A 14,459-nucleotide genomic window follows, 5' to 3' on the forward strand; every position below is an offset into this window, starting at 1 on the left:
CACATACTCCGCTAACCCCCGCAACGATAACACCTTCGTAATCGCCGACGTCAGCGTCGTCTTCCCATGATCAATATGCCCAATCGTCCCTACATTCACATGCGGCTTCGCCCGCACAAACACCGCCTTCGACATCGTTGCCCTCCTAAGCAGTTTTCATTTTGGAATCAGAACCTGCGCGAGGGAGTTCAAATCCAACAAACCCGACAGCTCCTGCATCGCCCCCAGGCGGGGCGCTCCCTTACCCCGCTCGGCCCTCAAGTCCATGAACCACCCTGCCAGCCCCCACGATGGCTGAAACGATCCGCCGCGGTAGGAACTCCAGGAGCCCACGACGGGACTCGAACCCGTGACCCCACCCTTACCAAGGGTGTGCTCTGCCGCCTGAGCTACGTGGGCTCGCGATGAGACCTCCTCCTTTACTGCCGAATTCGAACTGCGCCACCCATGTCCCCGAGGATCCTGATTATGGGGACAGAGGCCTTCCTGGGCCAGGTCGCCCCATGCTTTCACAATAAAAAATCTTTCACAATAAAAAATAATGGGCGGGGAGGGATTCGAACCCCCGAAGGCTTGCGCCACCTGGTTTACAGCCAGGCCCCGTTGGCCACTTGGGTACCCGCCCCTGTCAAGCCGACGGCGGGATTCGAACCCGCAACCTCGCGCTTACAAGGCGCTTGCTCTACCGGTTGAGCTACGTCGGCACTCCAGGTGCAATTATACCCAGTGTGGAGGGGGGCGGTCAAGATCAGGCTTCTGAAGTCAGGCCGTCGGTTGTGCCATCCGCAGCGGCTGCTCCCCTGGGGCTCAGGCTCGCTGGGGAAAAGGACTTATCCTTCCAGACCCCTGAATCGCCATGCGAGATGATCCCCATGATCGTCCCGATTCATTTAAAATGTGAGCAAGCGGGCAATCCTTTGCTTCGAAGGGAGATGGAACGGCGATGGGTTCCATGGGAAACTGACCTGGCCACTTTCAGGAGCCTGAGGAGCTCTCGATCTCCCTGCGGAACGATCGGAGGAGGGATCGCCATGGAAAAGCTGAACCTCCTGGAACGTCTGGCTCAGGGTCCTTTACTGGCGGATGGGGCCATGGGCACCATGCTCTACGCGCGAGGTTTTTCGTTTGATCGCTGCTATGAAGCGCTGAACATCGAGGCTCCCGAAGTCGTTCTGGATATCCATCGAGCGTATCTGCAAGCAGGGGCTGATTTGCTGGAGACCAATACATTCGGGGCGAACCGCTATCGCCTCGCTGAGCATGGTCTGGAGGATCGGGTGACCTCCCTGAACCACGCAGGGGTTGCCCTGGCCCGACAGGCCGCCCGGGAAGCGAACCGTCCGGTGTGGATCGCTGGCTCCGTCGGACCCCTGGGCGTGCCCTTGGCCCCCCTGGGTCGAGTCAAGGCCGTGGAAGCCCGGGAAGCTTTTCGGGAACAGATCGCCGCACTGGCGGAGGCCGGCGTGGATGCTCTGATCCTGGAGACCTTCTCATCCCTCCCCGAGCTTCTGGAGGCTATCCGCGCAGCCCAGGAGGCCGCCCCTCATGTGCCAGTCATCGCCGAGATGACCTTTGCTCAGGATGGCTATACGTTGATGGGACACAGCCCGGAGGAAGTCGTTGAGACCCTTTTGGACTTGGGTGTTCCCATCATAGGGGCGAATTGCTCGGTGGGGCCCGCCAAGCTGTTTCCGGTGATCCGCCGGATGGCTTCTCGGATCACAGAGGCCGGTGGTCCTCCGCCTTATCTGGTGGTCATGCCGAACGCGGGTTGGCCCGAGATGGCGGCCGGTCGCCTTCGCTACCCGGCCACCCCGGACTACTTTGCGGACTATGTGTCTCGCTTCAGGGCCCTGGGCGTACGGATCCTCGGCGGATGCTGCGGGACAACACCGGAACACATCGCCGCAATGCGTCGAGCGTTGGAGACGGAGGCAGAAACCCCGTCGGCGGACCGCCGTCCGATCTTCCAAGGGGTCTCCCTCCCTGCTCCGGTCGAACCGGAACCCACCGATCTGGCCCGTCGTCTGCGAGCCGGCCTCTTTGTCATCAGTGTGGAAGTGGATCCTCCCCGGGGCCATGATGCCAGCGCCATGCTGGAGGTGGCGCGCTCGCTGAAAGCAGGCGGGGTGGATGCTCTGAACATCGCCGATAGCCCGATGGCCCGGCTGCGGATGAGCCCATGGGCCCTGGCCTTCTTGGTCCAGAACCATGTGGGCATGGAAACCATCCTTCACTTCCCAACCCGGGGGCGTAATCTCCTACGCATCCAGTCGGATCTCCTGGCCATCCACGCCCTGGGGGTGCGTAACCTCTTCGTTGTCATGGGGGATCCTCCCGCTCAGGGAGATTACCCGGAGGCCACCGATGCGATGGACATCGTGCCATCGGGCCTGGTGCGGTTGATTAAAGAGCGGTTCAACGCCGGCCTGGATCATGCCGGGGAATCCATTGGTCGGCCGACCGCCTTCTTTGTAGGCGTGGCTCTGAACTTCAACGCACCGGATCCAGCGCGGGAGATCAAGACGCTGCGCCGGAAGATCCGAGCAGGGGCGGATTTCATCATGACTCAGCCGGTTTATGAGCCCGCTGCCCTCAAGAATTTCCTCCAGCGCTATGAAGAAGAGGAAGGACCCATCCCCATTCCGATCCTGGCGGGAGTGCTTCCTCTGTTAAGCCTCCGCCATGCGGAATTCCTGCACAACGAGGTGCCAGGCATCCGGGTTCCAGAAGCGATTCAAGAGCGCCTCCGGCGGGCTGGCGAAGCGCGAGCGCGATCGGAGGGGTTGCGCATGGCCCAGGAAGCCGTGGCGGAGCTCGCGGAGTTCACCCAGGGGCTCTACGTGATGCCCCCGATGGGCCGCTACGATCTGGTTTTCCAGCTCATGGAAGCGATCCCCGCTCACCGTCGGGGACGGACGCCACGGCCGGATGGAGGGAGCCATGGAGATCGGCCATGAGGCGCCATCCCATTTCTTGCCCCCGGGGGATCGGAAGGAGGAGACGGCAGGATAACAGAGGCCACTTTCGAGGCTTGGCCGCCCCCGAATCTCTTTTCCGCCTGAGAATGGGAATCCCCTCACAGGGAGGTGCTTATGAGCTATATCGAACAACTGCTGGGCGAGAATGAGCGCGTCCTTTTCCAGACCCGGCAGCATCCCTTGGTCCTCCTCCGCCCGGTGCTGGGTTATGGAATCCCTGCGGGCATTCTGATCGGCATGACCATCGCCAGCGGCCTCCTCTTCCCTCCGTTCACGCCCCCGGTAGTGATCGCGGGCCTGGCCCTGGCGGCGATCCCCCTGGCGCTGCTGATCCGATCCCTGCTGCGCTGGTGGAACGAAGTGTATCTGGTGACCACGCGGCGGGTAGTCCAGGTGGAGGGGATCTTGAACAAAAACGTCCTCGACTCTTCCCTCGAAAAGGTTAATGATGTGGTCCTGCGCCAATCCATATGGGGACGCCTGTTCAACTATGGGGACATCGAGATCCTCACCGGGAGCGAGATCGGGGTGAACCGTCTGAACCGGATTGCTGACCCTCTGCGCTTCAAGCAGGTCATGCTGGATCAGAAGGCCATGTTAGGGGAACGCCCGGGAATGGAGAGCACAGAAGGCGGCGAGATCGAGGTCCTGCTGGCGCAACTGGGGATGCTGCATCGCAGCGGTCTGCTGAGCGATGAGGAGTTCGAAGAGAAGAAGCAGACCCTGCTGAGGCGAAAGGAGCAAAATCCTAATTCATGAAGGGCCTGCGCCGCCGGACCCAGATTGGAAGAAGGATTGGCTTTCACAAGCCCCCTGGTGGGGGGATCCATGGCACGAACGAAGGGACAAGGAAACTTCCCGGGTGGAGACCGCAATGCACGTTCATGAAGTGATCCCTCGATCAGAATATGAGGCGGCCGCCGCGTGGATCCGGGAACGGATCCCCTTTCCACCGCGAATCGGGCTGGTGTTGGGCTCCGGCCTCGCCGCGCTGGCCGATGGGGTGGATGGATCGGTCGTCCTCGCCTTCACAGAGATCCCTGGCTTCCCGGCTGCCACCGTCGAAGGACATCCCGGACGGGTGATTGTGGGGCGGCTGGAGGGGCACCCCGTGATGGTGCTCCAGGGGCGCGCCCATTTCTATGAGGGCTATTCGGTCCAGCGCATCACCCTCCCGATCCGGGTGATGCAACTTCTGGGCATTCGCCTTCTGATCCTGACCAACGCGGCAGGGGGGATCAATCCATCGTTCCGGCCTGGGGATGTGATGATTCTCCGCGATCACATCGGCCTCTTCGGGATGGCAGGAATCAACCCTCTCCGAGGGCCGAATGAATCGGATTGGGGCCCCCGCTTTCCGGATCTGTCCCGCGCCTACGATCCAGCGCTACGAGCGCTGGCCCGGGAGGTTGCCGAAGCGGAAGGCATCCCGATCCATGAGGGCGTCTATGTAATGCTGGGCGGGCCCAGCTTTGAGACGCCGGCAGAGGTGCGATTCCTGCGCTTGATCGGAGCCGATGCGGTCGGGATGTCCACCGTCCCAGAGGTGATCGTCGCCTGCCACGGCGGGATGCGGGTTCTGGCCTTGTCTGGAATCTCCAATGTTCTGAACCCAGATGCTTTTGAGCCGCCAAGTCACGAGGAGGTCCTCCAGGCAGGTCGGGTTCTGGTCCCCCGGCTGATGACGATCATCCGGGGCGTGCTGCGGAAGCTCGGAGAGAAATAAGGCGGAAGGGCGCGAATGGAAACGTTGTGGACTTTGCTGAAATCGTTCGCCCCATTGCTCTATGGAGGCATCGGCCTGCTGCTGCTGATCACCATGGGGGAGATCTGGCGCGCTTATCGTCGGCTCCTTCGGGCATTTTTCCGCGTAGAGCGGGAGATGGCCACCATGGAGCTGTTCAGCGGGCTGGTCCGGGCCGCATTTCTGCTAGCCCTCGGCCTGGGCCTCTGGCTCCTCGTAGGCCCTGGGATTCTCACCCCCATCTCCACGTCTTCCTCCCTGCCGACGCCGACATGGATGCCCTCCCCAACGGTGACCGAGCCTCTCCGGCCGATTCCCGGGCTTTCGCCCTCCCCCGGAATCCCTCTCACGCCTTCCCCGCTCCCCTCGCCCTCACCATCACCCATCCCTTCCCCTTCGCCCACGGCGACCCCCACACCGCTCCGAGCGCGCTGCCCGGATCCGAACGCACAGATCGAGCTCCCATCTCCGGGCCAGGTAATCTCCCAACCCATCACGCTGATCGGCACGGCCACCCATCCGGCCTTCCAGTTTTACAAGGTGGAAATCAACGGGCCCTATACCGGAGGCCAGTGGGTCACCCTGGGGGACATCGTGCGGCAACCGGTGATGCGGGGGCCGCTCTGGACCTTCGATCCTCGTCCCTTCCTGTCCCAGCCGGGCCGCTATCGGCTTCGCGTGGTGGTGGTGGATATCGCGGCGCGAGAGGCTGCCATCTGCGAGGTGCCTGTGGTGCTCACCGCACCCGAAAGCAGCAGGTAACGGGCGGGGTGTGAGAATCAAGAGGGGCGAGGCTTTCTAAAGCCTCGCCCCTCTTCGGAGACTCAGTCCGGTTCGCCGGTGCGCAGGGCGCTTACTTCTTCGCGTTCAGGAAGGCCCCGAAGAAGGCATTGAAGTATTCAAAGGTCCCGGTGCGGCCCTTGTGATTGGGGTCCTTAGCGTCCCACTGGGCTTTGAAAGTTGCCACCACGTCGTTGGCATCCAGTTGCGCGCCGTTGTGGAATTTCACTCCTTTGCGGAGATAGAACGTCCACACGGTGAGATCCGCGTTGGCCTCATATCGCTCCGCGAGGGCCGGCTCGACCTCCACCCCGCCGACTTTGTAAGACAGCAAGGATTCATAAACCTGCTCGCATGCCCGGAAGGTCTCGCCATCGGTCTCATCGGCGCACCAGAGGGCAATGGGCTCGGCGTTCTGCATCCAGACCAGCTCGCTCTTTCCGGGATCCATCACCGAGAAGCGCTCATTGTTGAGCGGGCTGGCGTGAGCGCCCTGCACGCTGGCCTTAAAGGCGGCTGCTGAGACCCCATGGGCCAGGGGAACCATCGGAACGTGGCGTTTAATCAATTCATTCACCTTGTCATAATGTTGCTGGCGCTGAGTGGGATCGCTCAGCTTGGCCGCCGCCCGAATCTCCTCTACCAAATCCGGGAAGAGCTGGCCGAACTGTTTGTTGGCCTCATTCGCGAAATGATAGTCGTAGAAGTTTGTGGCATCGGGGTAGTCGGCAAGCCAGCCGAGCAGATACATCGGCTCATTGCCCGCCGCCACAGCGTCCAGGAAGGCCCCCGATTCCATCTCTTTAATCTGAACCCGGATGCCGACCTCGGCGAGCTGGGCCTGGATGTCCTGGGCTACCTTGCCCGGCTCCGGGAGATAGCCGCGCACCACGCTGCGATAAGAGAGGGTGATGTCGAAGCCGTTCGGGTAACCCGCCTCGGCAAGGAGCCGCTTGGCCTCCGCGGGGTTGTAGTCATACCACTTCAGGCCATCCGTATAGCCTGGCTTCAGGATCGGCGGCACGAACTGCTCCGCCACCATCGAGCCCGCGGGGTAGAAGTTCTTGACCAGACGGGCCCGATCGATGGCCATAGCGATGGCCTGACGGACCTTCTCGTTATCCAGCGGTGGCTTGGTGTTGTTCAAACCAAGATAAGCAATGTTGAGCGGGGGGCGAATGTAAAGCTTCAGGTTAGGATTCGCCTCGATCGCCGCGAAGTCATCGGGGTTCGGGTTATCGATCCCATCCACCGTCCCTGCCTGCAGTTCCAGCAGGCGCGCCGCGGCCTCCTTGGACCAGCGGAAAATCAGGGTCTTGGCCTTGGCCTTCTCGCCCCAATAATCCGGATTGGCCTCAAAGATAATGCGATCACCCCGGACCCACTCCTTGACGCGATAGGGTCCGGTTCCATTCGGTTTCTCGCTCAGCTTCACCGAATCACCGCCGTTTGCATCCAGGTAGTCCTTATCCTGAATCGCAAAGGCGGCAAAGGCCACCTTGGATGGGAAGGCAGGATCCGGGTAGCAAAGCGTAAAGCGGACTGTATATTGATCCACGGCTTCGATTGATTTAAACTCCCCTCCGTAATTGCAGTCTGGCGCTTCGACTTTCAGCAGTTGGAACGCAGGAGTAGGAGTGGCTGCAGGGGGCGGAGTCGGCGAGGGGGGCGGAACCGTAGCAGTCGGTGTGGGAGCGGCCCCGGGCGCACATGCAGCCAGCGCCAGGGCGAGCAGAACCCATATGGAAACAAGACCCTTCCGACGCATGGCTTCTCCTCCTTTCTGGATAGAGGATTGAACAGCCGAAAGTCAGGAAGGGCTTCGGGTGAAGCCTGGTTCCGAGTATAGTTGGAACCATCGGCCGCGTCAATCGGAAATCGCAGATCCCCATCGAGCCAGTTCCAAAGGGGGGGCTTATGGGCCATGATTGCCGCCCGCTGATCCGTGCGCATGAAGTTGGAGAATACGTGTTCTGTGCTCGGGCGTGGTGGCATCGACGTCAGAGCCATCCCTCAATCCGAGAGGAAGACCGGAGGGCCGGCCGTCGTTTCCATATACGCTTCGAGCAGCAACGTCGATGGGGAGGTTATCTGATCGCCCTGTCCATCCTCCTGGCGATCGCGGGCATGGTCCTCCTGTTCGGCGCCCTGGCTTTCCGCTTGTAACGCGCACACGCACCCGCGATCGATCTCCCCATCCCCCAAAAGGGAGCCGTGAAGCGGGGCTGCTTCCAGAGCGGGGGTCGGGCCTGCCAAGAAGATTCCCTTTCATACCGTGCGTGATCCATCCTCCCCCAAGGGATGCGGGAGCAGGATCGGAATCAACGTCCCCAGATCAACCCACCCCACACCGCCGCGAACAGAAGCACGCTGATATAGGCGTTGACATTAAAGAACGCCACATCCACTCGGGAAAGATCCGTGGGGGAAACCAAGCGATGTTCATAGACCAGCAGGGCGCCGACCAACCCAAGCCCCAGCCAGTAAGGCCACCCCAGCTGGCGCATCATCCCCAGGATGGCCAGCAGGCCCAGCATGCCCAGATGGCTCAGACGCGCCAGCCATAGCGCCGTTGCGACCCCGAAGCAGGCCGGGACGCTGTAAAGCCCCTCTCGGCGATCGAAATCCACATCCTGACAGGCATAGATCAGATCAAAGCCCGCAATCCATAAGGTCACCACCGCAATGAGGATCCATGCGGGCGCATCCGATTCTTTCCAGAACGATCCACGAATGGCGATCCATGCTCCCATGGGCGCGAGGCCATCGGTGAAACCCAGGATCCAGTGGCTGAGCCATGTAAAGCGTTTGGTGTAATGATAACCGATCAGGAAGAGCAACGCTCCGGGAAGGAGCGCCACGCACAGGGGATTCAGCGCCCATGCGGCCACCAGCAGCACGATTCCGGAAAGCACCGCAGCCCCTTTCAGGATCTCCGGCCGGAGCAGGCCGCGGGGCAATGGTCGGTTCGCCGTGCGAGGATTTCGCGCGTCATATTCCCGGTCTGCCAGACGGTTCATGCTCATGGCCAGGGTGCGAGCCGCCGCCATAGCCACAGTGATCCAGAAGATCTGATGCCAGCGCGGCCAGCCATCGGCAGCCAGGAGCATGCCGATATAGGCAAAAGGCAGCGCGAAAACCGTATGCTCGAATTTGATAGCCTCCAGGAAGATCCTCAATCCGCGCCACATCCTGATCCGATTCCTCCAGCGAGCTGGATCCGGTTGGCGTTGATCAAGCACATGGACGGATAAGACCCATGCAGCGGCGCTCAAACCAGGAAGACGTCAGGGTCCCTCTGGCCCGGAGACATACGGAGGCGAAGCGCTACGCCTCGTCCTCCCAATGGCTCAAAACCATCAGGATCTCGCTTAGAGAGCGAACGATAGCGTCGGGCTGGATAGGGTGGGAGGAAGGCATAGATGAGGGCTCGCTGGACATCGCCGCCCAGATCCCTCGCATCCCGGCCAGATGGGCACCTCGGATGTCGGCGTCGAGGAGGTCGCCAACGACCACGATGGCCTGCGGGGGGAGTGCCCATGTGGCCGCGATCTGCTGGAAAAGGGCAGGATGCGGCTTCCGCCATCCGACAGCGGCGGAGATCACAATGGGATCAAAGTAGCGGCGTAGGCCAAACCGATCGATCAGCCGCCAGGAATGATCGGCATCGCCCGAGTTGGTCAGGAGCCCCAGGCGATAGTTCCGGCATCGAAGCTCCTCCAGCGTCGTGAATGTATCCGGGAAAGGTTGCCAGCAGGCCTCCTGGGGAGCCAGAAAGGCCCGCACAACCTCCCGAACGATCCCATCCGACAGCCCATCATAGCCCAAATCACCCAGAGCCAGCGCGAAGGTTTCCACCAGCGGATATTCCCGCCAATCCTCCCGCCATCGTCCATAGCGCAGAGCCATCCAGCGCTCCACGGCATCAACGAAGGCCGACCCCTCCACCTCGATTCCGTGACGGCGCAGCTCCCATATGGCAGCGGCGAACATTTCCCGACGCACTGTTTCGGGATCCTCCGGAAGCGTAATTAAGGTATGTCCGAGATCGAAGATCAAGCCCCGGATTTTCATTTCCAATCCCTCGCGGCCAGAATCGGCTTGGAAGGAATGGTCGTTCCTCCTCAAGCTTCTTTCACGGGAATCGCAGGGCGAAGCGCTCAATTCGCCCCGGAACGGTGGAGCGGGATCGGGCCTACGGATTGTAATCGAACCCAAAGCTGGGCCTTCAGGGCCTCCAGCCGTTCCCGATAAGCAGGGGAACGCACGCCCTCCACGCTCATCACCAGGGCATCCTCTCGATTGTCCCGATAATACCCGGGACGACGGCCTACGATCTCCAGGCCATATTTCCGGTAGAGGTTCTGGGCCACGAAGTTGGAGGCCCGCACCTCCAACGTGATCAGATGGGCGCCCAAAGCGATCGCCTCCTCCACCAAGGCCAAGAACATGAGCTCCCCCAGGCCGCGTCCCCGCCACGGCGCATCGATGGCGATCGTGCTGATATGGGCCTCATCTGGAACCAGCCAGAAGCCCCCATATCCCAGGATCGGCAATCGCGGGGGAGGAAACCCCCAACCGATCACGCGAACCTCGCGAGGGCGCAGGACCAAATAATGGGCGCTGGGGTTTCTTAAAATCTCCTGTTCGTATGCACGCATCGGCCAGGGCATGGAGAACGCGCGCCGCTCAATCTCCATGACCTCGGGGATATCCTTCCACTGCATCGGGTCGATCCGAAAAGGCACCGATTCCGGGATCTCAAGGGCTGGCATCTCGACCTCGCTTCGCCGGGTTTGGAAACGCAGGCCGATCCTTCCAGCTCCGATCACGGCTCCCACAAAGGCATGGGGAACACAGAAATCCCTCTAAGGGCCCGCTTCCTCCGGGACGCTAGGGGTGCGCAGGTAAATCGGACGCACCAGGGCGGGATCGGGTCGCTCGCCCGTCTGATAGCGGGCCCAAGCCAGCCGGGCGGCCCCCATCGCGCGGGATGGACCATCCCGAGGGATCAGCCAGGCTGCCATCGGATGCTGGGCCCATCGCTGGTAGTCCCGTGCCGTCCATTCCCCAACCAACCAGACGCCAGGCGTCCATGAAGTCATTACCCACTCTGCGCTCACCAGGGCAGGCTCCTCTTCGGGCATCCATCGCTCCGCCCATCGATAGCGGCGCAGCGCCAATCGCCCCCTTCCGGCTGGGAGCAGCACGTTCAGCGTCTCCACCCATGGGGGGAGATCCACCAGCATCGCCTCTTCCGTGCCGATTCCAAACAACGGGCAGTCCAGGGCCGTCGCCAGCCCCTTAGCCGCCGCAATGCCGGCCCGGAGCCCGGTAAAGGAGCCGGGCCCGCTGACCACCGCCACCGCGATCAGATCCTCTGGAGCCAGACCGGCCCGGGCCATCAACTCCTGGCAGCGTTGCATCAATTCCGCAGTATGCCGATCCGTTGTTCGCCAGTAAGCTACCGCCGCCCACTCCGCCCCATCGAAGAGCGCCAGGGCCAGCCCCAGGGTCGCCGTATCCAGCGCCAGCAGATAGCTCGGTTTTCCCTTCACGATCTCCCTCCAAATTCGCTGGGCCCTCGAATCCAGCCGATCGTCTGGAGTGGATCCCTAAAACCCTCATGGAAGAAAAGGATATGGGTCATGCGACTCGGACGCATATCGCTCCGAATCCATCATGAGCTGAAGGGCTTCCAGACGTTCGACAGGGAAGTTGCCCACCGCCTCGATTCGAATGCGGCGAATCGTGTCGTCCAGAGGGATCATAGTCACCCGAAGATACGGCTCCGGGATCAGGCCAGCCGCTCGCTCCGGCCACTCCATAGCGATGATCGCCATTTCATCGAACAGATCCCACAACCCAAGCGCCCAAACCGCTTCCGCATTGTCCAGCCGATATAAATCCACGTGATAAAACTTCACGCGCCCTGGCAATGGATACGCCTGGATCAGCACGAACGAAGGGCTCTGAACCGGTTCGGCCACCCCCAGTCCTTCCGCGATCCCCTGAATCAGCCGGGTTTTCCCAGCCCCCAGGGGGCCCTGGACCACGACGATATCTCCAGGCCGCAGCCAGCATCCCAGCATGGCTCCGATCCGCCGTGTGGTGTGTTCATCCCTGGAGATCCGCTCCAGAAGCCACACTGTCATCCCTCCGCGTGGAGTATGGGTGATCAGCCACCCACCCGAAGTCCCAGCGGCCCGCCCATGGCGCGGCTCCCGAGAACTCACCTTCGACGGCGGAGCCACGCGATCATGCCTCCCAGCAGGCTGGCAGCGCCGATCCCCCCTCCGATCCACTCGGCGAGATCATGCGGGATGAAAGGGAAACGATCTCCGGACGCTCCCTTGCCCCCCAGGGCTTCCGAATGAAGCGGAACCTCTCGAGCGGCCTCCGGGTCGAAGGGTCGGCCGTCTGCTGGGATCCCATGGCGCTGAAGCAAGAAGGCGGTAACGGCCCGGTAATCTTCCTCCGGCAGACTTCCCGGGGCGTGGAATGGCATCCGGGCGCGGATGTAAGCGTAGAGATCCGCAGCCGTTGCGAACCGCTGGAGGGTGTTGGGCCCGATCAGCGGCGGGACCACCCGGGGAAGCGTGAAGCCATTTTCCGGATAAGGCCGCGTCCCATGACAGTTGGCTTTCCAGCAATTCTGATGCGTGGGGGGCCAGGTGGCCCGCCACTCGTCGGTCAGACCCTGTCCTCGATCCCCATGACACGTCGAGCATCGGCGAGCAAAGACGGCTGCCCCCCGCTCCGCTTCCTGATCCTGATAAGCATGGGCAGAAACGGCGGGGAACAGAAAAGTTAGCCCCAGCATCCCTAGGGTCACCTTCCGCCACACCACGAAAAAAGAACGCATCCAACAAATCCCCTCTTCATTGAATTTCCTTCTCGAGGTTTGGGCGTGGTGAAGCTTGCGCATACCTTTCCCACGCCGCTTCCCAGCACCCGGGAGATCGTCAGGTCTTCGGTCCCACTTCCATGGGCGGGAAAGCGCTCATCCCCTCCAGGGCCTGACGGAGTTCGTTCACCAGGCGTCGGATTGGGTGTTCGGTGAACTGCTCCGCGTAATCCAGGGCTGCGGTCTCCGGATCGACCTCCGGCCCATACGCCTCCCGCAGATAATACAGATGGTCCATGATCCAGAGATAGAGATCAGCCTCAGTCCGACCCGGGAAATCCTCCAGCAGGCCATGCTCGCGAATGATTTCCACCACCGGTTGATACACGGTATCGTACCAATGGACCACTGCTTCATCCTCCGGGATCTCGCGGCCCAGCTCAAGGCCCATAAAGTAGCGATGCACCGCGATATGCTCCAGTAGGCGCTGATACCCCCCGGCGATCGTGAATCGAATATCCGCCTCCGGGCGAAGGCGATCCAGATGGGTCCGCTCCAGGAACTCCTCATACTCATGGAGAATCTCTAGATCCTCCGCCTGAAGATCTGGCCCCACTGGCACCCGACTCTGGACCTCAATCACCTCCGCTTCGATCTCCTCCCACCCTAGGGCCCGAGCCACTGAAACCCGGTGATGGCCATCCAGGACGAAGTAGGCATCGCCGACTTTATATAGTCGAACCGGAGGGAGGCTCGCCTCTTGGAAGAGAACAGTGCCCACCGCGATCCAGCGATCCGCCATATGGCGGCGGATCGGGAGAAAGGCTCGATCGAAGTCTTGGTATCGGTTGACGCTGCCGATGATATGATCCAATGGAACCCGCTGGATGCCCCGGTAAACGGAGCCGCGCAGGCTCAACTTCTCTTTCACTTCATCAAACGCCAGTAGCCGGTTGGGACGCCCGGTCAGGCGGGCGATGAGATTCCGAAGCATCGCCCGGAAGCGAGCCCGTCGGTACTGAGCGATGACCTCCGCGGACACCGGATCGTTGCTGTTCATGAGCTCTCCCATTCTTCACCTCGACCTCCAGCACATAATAAGGAAACACATTGATCACCAGAGTGGGGCCGACCGCGATGATGGGCCGGCGTCCATGGAAGTGCAAATGCCCATGCAGAAAATAGCGCGGGCGGAAGCGAGCGATCAACCACCGGAATGCGGAGAAACCCTGATGGGCCAGGTCCGCCCCATCGCCGATCCATCGCGGAGGGGCATGGGCGATGAACAGATCGATCGCCCGCCCGTAGCGATGCTGGTTCCACAGAAAGAGCGGAACCATCCGGAAGACCCGAAGCCACATTTCCTCTTCGGTGTATTGATAACGGCCCTCAGGGTGGTAGCGCCGGGAGCCCGCCAGCCCGCTCAGCAACAGGCCTTGCTCCCACACCACCGTCCCATCCAGGTTCTGCCCCCCCTCCGGCGCATGGCGGATCCGGCCATTGGAGAGAAGCTCCGGACGGTCATGATTTCCGTGAACATAGAAAAGCGGAGCGTTGAAAAGTTCCATCAGGAATTCCAGATATCCGTAAGGCAGATCCCCGCACGAGAGAATCAGATGGATTGGGGAAAGCCATTCCCGGGCCTGGGGCGAGTATAACGCCTCGACCACCTGATCGGAGACCACCAGGATCCGAAGCCGGCACCTCTCGCTCATGGCCACTCCCGCTGGTAATTTCGGGCCAGTTTGTCCATCACCGCCTGGCCCAAGTCGATGCCATGCCGTCGGGCCAGCTGCAGCAGATAAAGCATCACATCCGCCAGCTCCTCGGCCAGCGCTTCCCGATCCGCCGTTTCCTTCCACTGAAAAAGCTCCAGCACCTCCGCCGCCTCGAGGACCAGAGAGATCGCCAGGTTGCGCGGGGTCTGCGGCCTCGGCGAGCTCGGATCATACCATCCCTTCGCGGTAACGAACTGTTCCATCGCCTCCTCGAGTGCACGTAATTCCATGGGCCCCCTCCAGATCAGAATCATGCATCGCCCAGAGACGAATGAGCGCGCAGGTCACCGGACGCTCCGGCAGGCAGGTGCTTCCTTACCCCCTCCTTG

Annotated in this window: 16 protein-coding genes and 3 tRNA genes; 5 read left to right on the forward strand and 14 right to left on the reverse strand. The window is 61.6% G+C overall.

The features are described from left to right. The 4 genes from ACFMO3_RS09500 to ACFMO3_RS09515 all read right to left on the reverse strand — a co-directional run. A partial coding sequence (locus ACFMO3_RS09500; RefSeq protein ID WP_376789400.1) for a GTP-binding protein occupies positions 1–135 on the reverse strand: 135 nt, incomplete at its 3' end. A gap of 191 nt (positions 136–326) precedes the next feature. Then, positions 327–399: transfer RNA gene (locus tag ACFMO3_RS09505), tRNA-Thr, on the reverse strand. 143 nt (positions 400–542) lie between these two features. Then, positions 543–625: transfer RNA gene (locus tag ACFMO3_RS09510), tRNA-Tyr, on the reverse strand. Between the two features lie 6 nt (positions 626–631). Next, positions 632–704, reverse strand: a tRNA-Thr gene (locus tag ACFMO3_RS09515). A 327-nt stretch (positions 705–1,031) separates the two neighbouring features. Between ACFMO3_RS09515 and ACFMO3_RS09520 the strand changes: the two genes are divergently transcribed. The 4 genes from ACFMO3_RS09520 (at position 1,032) to ACFMO3_RS09535 (ending at position 5,487) form a co-directional block, all read left to right on the forward strand. After that, the gene (locus tag ACFMO3_RS09520; protein ID WP_376790173.1) at positions 1,032–2,960 is read left to right on the forward strand and encodes a bifunctional homocysteine S-methyltransferase/methylenetetrahydrofolate reductase; all 1,929 of its coding nucleotides are present in this window, start codon (positions 1,032–1,034) and stop codon (positions 2,958–2,960) included. 135 nt (positions 2,961–3,095) lie between these two features. Continuing rightward, the gene (locus ACFMO3_RS09525) at positions 3,096–3,740 is read left to right on the forward strand and encodes a PH domain-containing protein (RefSeq protein WP_376790174.1); all 645 of its coding nucleotides are present in this window, start codon (positions 3,096–3,098) and stop codon (positions 3,738–3,740) included. Between the two features lie 115 nt (positions 3,741–3,855). Beyond that, on the forward strand, positions 3,856–4,707 hold the full coding sequence (locus ACFMO3_RS09530) for a purine-nucleoside phosphorylase (RefSeq protein ID WP_376790175.1): 852 nt from the start codon (positions 3,856–3,858) through the stop codon (positions 4,705–4,707). A 15-nt stretch (positions 4,708–4,722) separates the two neighbouring features. Continuing rightward, positions 4,723–5,487 (forward strand): hypothetical protein, encoded by a 765-nt coding sequence (locus tag ACFMO3_RS09535; protein ID WP_376790176.1) that lies wholly within the window; start codon positions 4,723–4,725, stop codon positions 5,485–5,487. Between the two features lie 91 nt (positions 5,488–5,578). Here ACFMO3_RS09535 and ACFMO3_RS09540 read toward each other — a convergent pair whose 3' ends face one another. Continuing rightward, complete coding sequence (locus tag ACFMO3_RS09540) at positions 5,579–7,273, reverse strand: ABC transporter substrate-binding protein (RefSeq protein WP_376790177.1); 1,695 nt, start codon at positions 7,271–7,273, stop codon at positions 5,579–5,581. 149 nt (positions 7,274–7,422) lie between these two features. Between ACFMO3_RS09540 and ACFMO3_RS09545 the strand changes: the two genes are divergently transcribed. Next, the gene (locus ACFMO3_RS09545; RefSeq protein ID WP_376790178.1) at positions 7,423–7,671 is read left to right on the forward strand and encodes a hypothetical protein; all 249 of its coding nucleotides are present in this window, start codon (positions 7,423–7,425) and stop codon (positions 7,669–7,671) included. 155 nt (positions 7,672–7,826) lie between these two features. On the opposite strand, the gene ACFMO3_RS09550 is transcribed toward ACFMO3_RS09545, so the two are convergent. The 9 genes from ACFMO3_RS09550 to ACFMO3_RS09590 all read right to left on the reverse strand — a co-directional run bounded on the left by ACFMO3_RS09550 (position 7,827) and on the right by ACFMO3_RS09590 (position 14,360). Further along, positions 7,827–8,696: a UbiA-like polyprenyltransferase gene (locus ACFMO3_RS09550; RefSeq protein ID WP_376790179.1), complete on the reverse strand. Its 870-nt coding sequence runs from the start codon at positions 8,694–8,696 to the stop codon at positions 7,827–7,829. Between the two features lie 136 nt (positions 8,697–8,832). Next, positions 8,833–9,579: an HAD family hydrolase gene (locus tag ACFMO3_RS09555; protein WP_376790180.1), complete on the reverse strand. Its 747-nt coding sequence runs from the start codon at positions 9,577–9,579 to the stop codon at positions 8,833–8,835. 86 nt (positions 9,580–9,665) lie between these two features. Next, complete coding sequence (gene rimI / locus ACFMO3_RS09560; protein ID WP_376790181.1) at positions 9,666–10,280, reverse strand: ribosomal protein S18-alanine N-acetyltransferase; 615 nt, start codon at positions 10,278–10,280, stop codon at positions 9,666–9,668. A gap of 93 nt (positions 10,281–10,373) precedes the next feature. Then, positions 10,374–11,063: a tRNA (adenosine(37)-N6)-threonylcarbamoyltransferase complex dimerization subunit type 1 TsaB gene (tsaB, locus tag ACFMO3_RS09565; protein ID WP_376790182.1), complete on the reverse strand. Its 690-nt coding sequence runs from the start codon at positions 11,061–11,063 to the stop codon at positions 10,374–10,376. A gap of 66 nt (positions 11,064–11,129) precedes the next feature. After that, a complete protein-coding gene (gene tsaE / locus ACFMO3_RS09570) occupies positions 11,130–11,660 on the reverse strand; it encodes a tRNA (adenosine(37)-N6)-threonylcarbamoyltransferase complex ATPase subunit type 1 TsaE (protein WP_376790183.1) in 531 nt (176 codons plus the stop codon). Positions 11,661–11,737: 77 nt separating this feature from the next. Continuing rightward, positions 11,738–12,370 (reverse strand): c-type cytochrome, encoded by a 633-nt coding sequence (locus ACFMO3_RS09575; protein ID WP_376790184.1) that lies wholly within the window; start codon positions 12,368–12,370, stop codon positions 11,738–11,740. A gap of 100 nt (positions 12,371–12,470) precedes the next feature. Then, entirely contained in the window at positions 12,471–13,346 is an 876-nt protein-coding gene (locus ACFMO3_RS09580) for a DUF4032 domain-containing protein (RefSeq protein ID WP_376790284.1), read from the reverse strand. Beyond that, positions 13,288–14,067, reverse strand: coding sequence for a metallophosphoesterase (locus tag ACFMO3_RS09585; protein ID WP_376790185.1), 780 nt, complete (start codon positions 14,065–14,067; stop codon positions 13,288–13,290). The genes ACFMO3_RS09580 and ACFMO3_RS09585 overlap by 59 nt, the downstream gene beginning before the upstream one ends. Continuing rightward, positions 14,064–14,360, reverse strand: coding sequence for a nucleotide pyrophosphohydrolase (locus ACFMO3_RS09590; RefSeq protein ID WP_376790186.1), 297 nt, complete (start codon positions 14,358–14,360; stop codon positions 14,064–14,066). Before ACFMO3_RS09590 ends, ACFMO3_RS09585 begins: the two co-directional genes overlap by 4 nt. Positions 14,361–14,459 lie beyond the last annotated feature (99 nt).

This window comes from Thermoflexus sp., from assembly GCF_042408815.1.
Classification (GTDB): domain Bacteria; phylum Chloroflexota; class Anaerolineae; order Thermoflexales; family Thermoflexaceae; genus Thermoflexus.

Bases quoted from the DNA above. Each gene is read 5' to 3' on its own strand.
- ACFMO3_RS09520 (WP_376790173.1), top strand. From the start codon at position 1,032: ATGGAAAAGCTGAACCTCCTGGAACGTCTGGCTCAGGGTCCTTTACTG.
- tsaE (WP_376790183.1), bottom strand. From the start codon at position 11,660: ATGACAGTGTGGCTTCTGGAGCGGATCTCCAGGGATGAACACACCACA.
- ACFMO3_RS09580 (WP_376790284.1), bottom strand. From the start codon at position 13,346: ATGCTTCGGAATCTCATCGCCCGCCTGACCGGGCGTCCCAACCGGCTA.
- ACFMO3_RS09535 (WP_376790176.1), top strand. From the start codon at position 4,723: ATGGAAACGTTGTGGACTTTGCTGAAATCGTTCGCCCCATTGCTCTAT.
- ACFMO3_RS09575 (WP_376790184.1), bottom strand. From the start codon at position 12,370: ATGCGTTCTTTTTTCGTGGTGTGGCGGAAGGTGACCCTAGGGATGCTG.
- ACFMO3_RS09555 (WP_376790180.1), bottom strand. From the start codon at position 9,579: ATGAAAATCCGGGGCTTGATCTTCGATCTCGGACATACCTTAATTACG.
- ACFMO3_RS09540 (WP_376790177.1), bottom strand. From the start codon at position 7,273: ATGCGTCGGAAGGGTCTTGTTTCCATATGGGTTCTGCTCGCCCTGGCG.
- ACFMO3_RS09550 (WP_376790179.1), bottom strand. From the start codon at position 8,696: ATGTGGCGCGGATTGAGGATCTTCCTGGAGGCTATCAAATTCGAGCAT.
- ACFMO3_RS09545 (WP_376790178.1), top strand. From the start codon at position 7,423: ATGGGCCATGATTGCCGCCCGCTGATCCGTGCGCATGAAGTTGGAGAA.
- ACFMO3_RS09590 (WP_376790186.1), bottom strand. From the start codon at position 14,360: ATGGAATTACGTGCACTCGAGGAGGCGATGGAACAGTTCGTTACCGCG.
- ACFMO3_RS09585 (WP_376790185.1), bottom strand. From the start codon at position 14,067: ATGAGCGAGAGGTGCCGGCTTCGGATCCTGGTGGTCTCCGATCAGGTG.
- ACFMO3_RS09530 (WP_376790175.1), top strand. From the start codon at position 3,856: ATGCACGTTCATGAAGTGATCCCTCGATCAGAATATGAGGCGGCCGCC.
- ACFMO3_RS09525 (WP_376790174.1), top strand. From the start codon at position 3,096: ATGAGCTATATCGAACAACTGCTGGGCGAGAATGAGCGCGTCCTTTTC.
- rimI (WP_376790181.1), bottom strand. From the start codon at position 10,280: ATGCCAGCCCTTGAGATCCCGGAATCGGTGCCTTTTCGGATCGACCCG.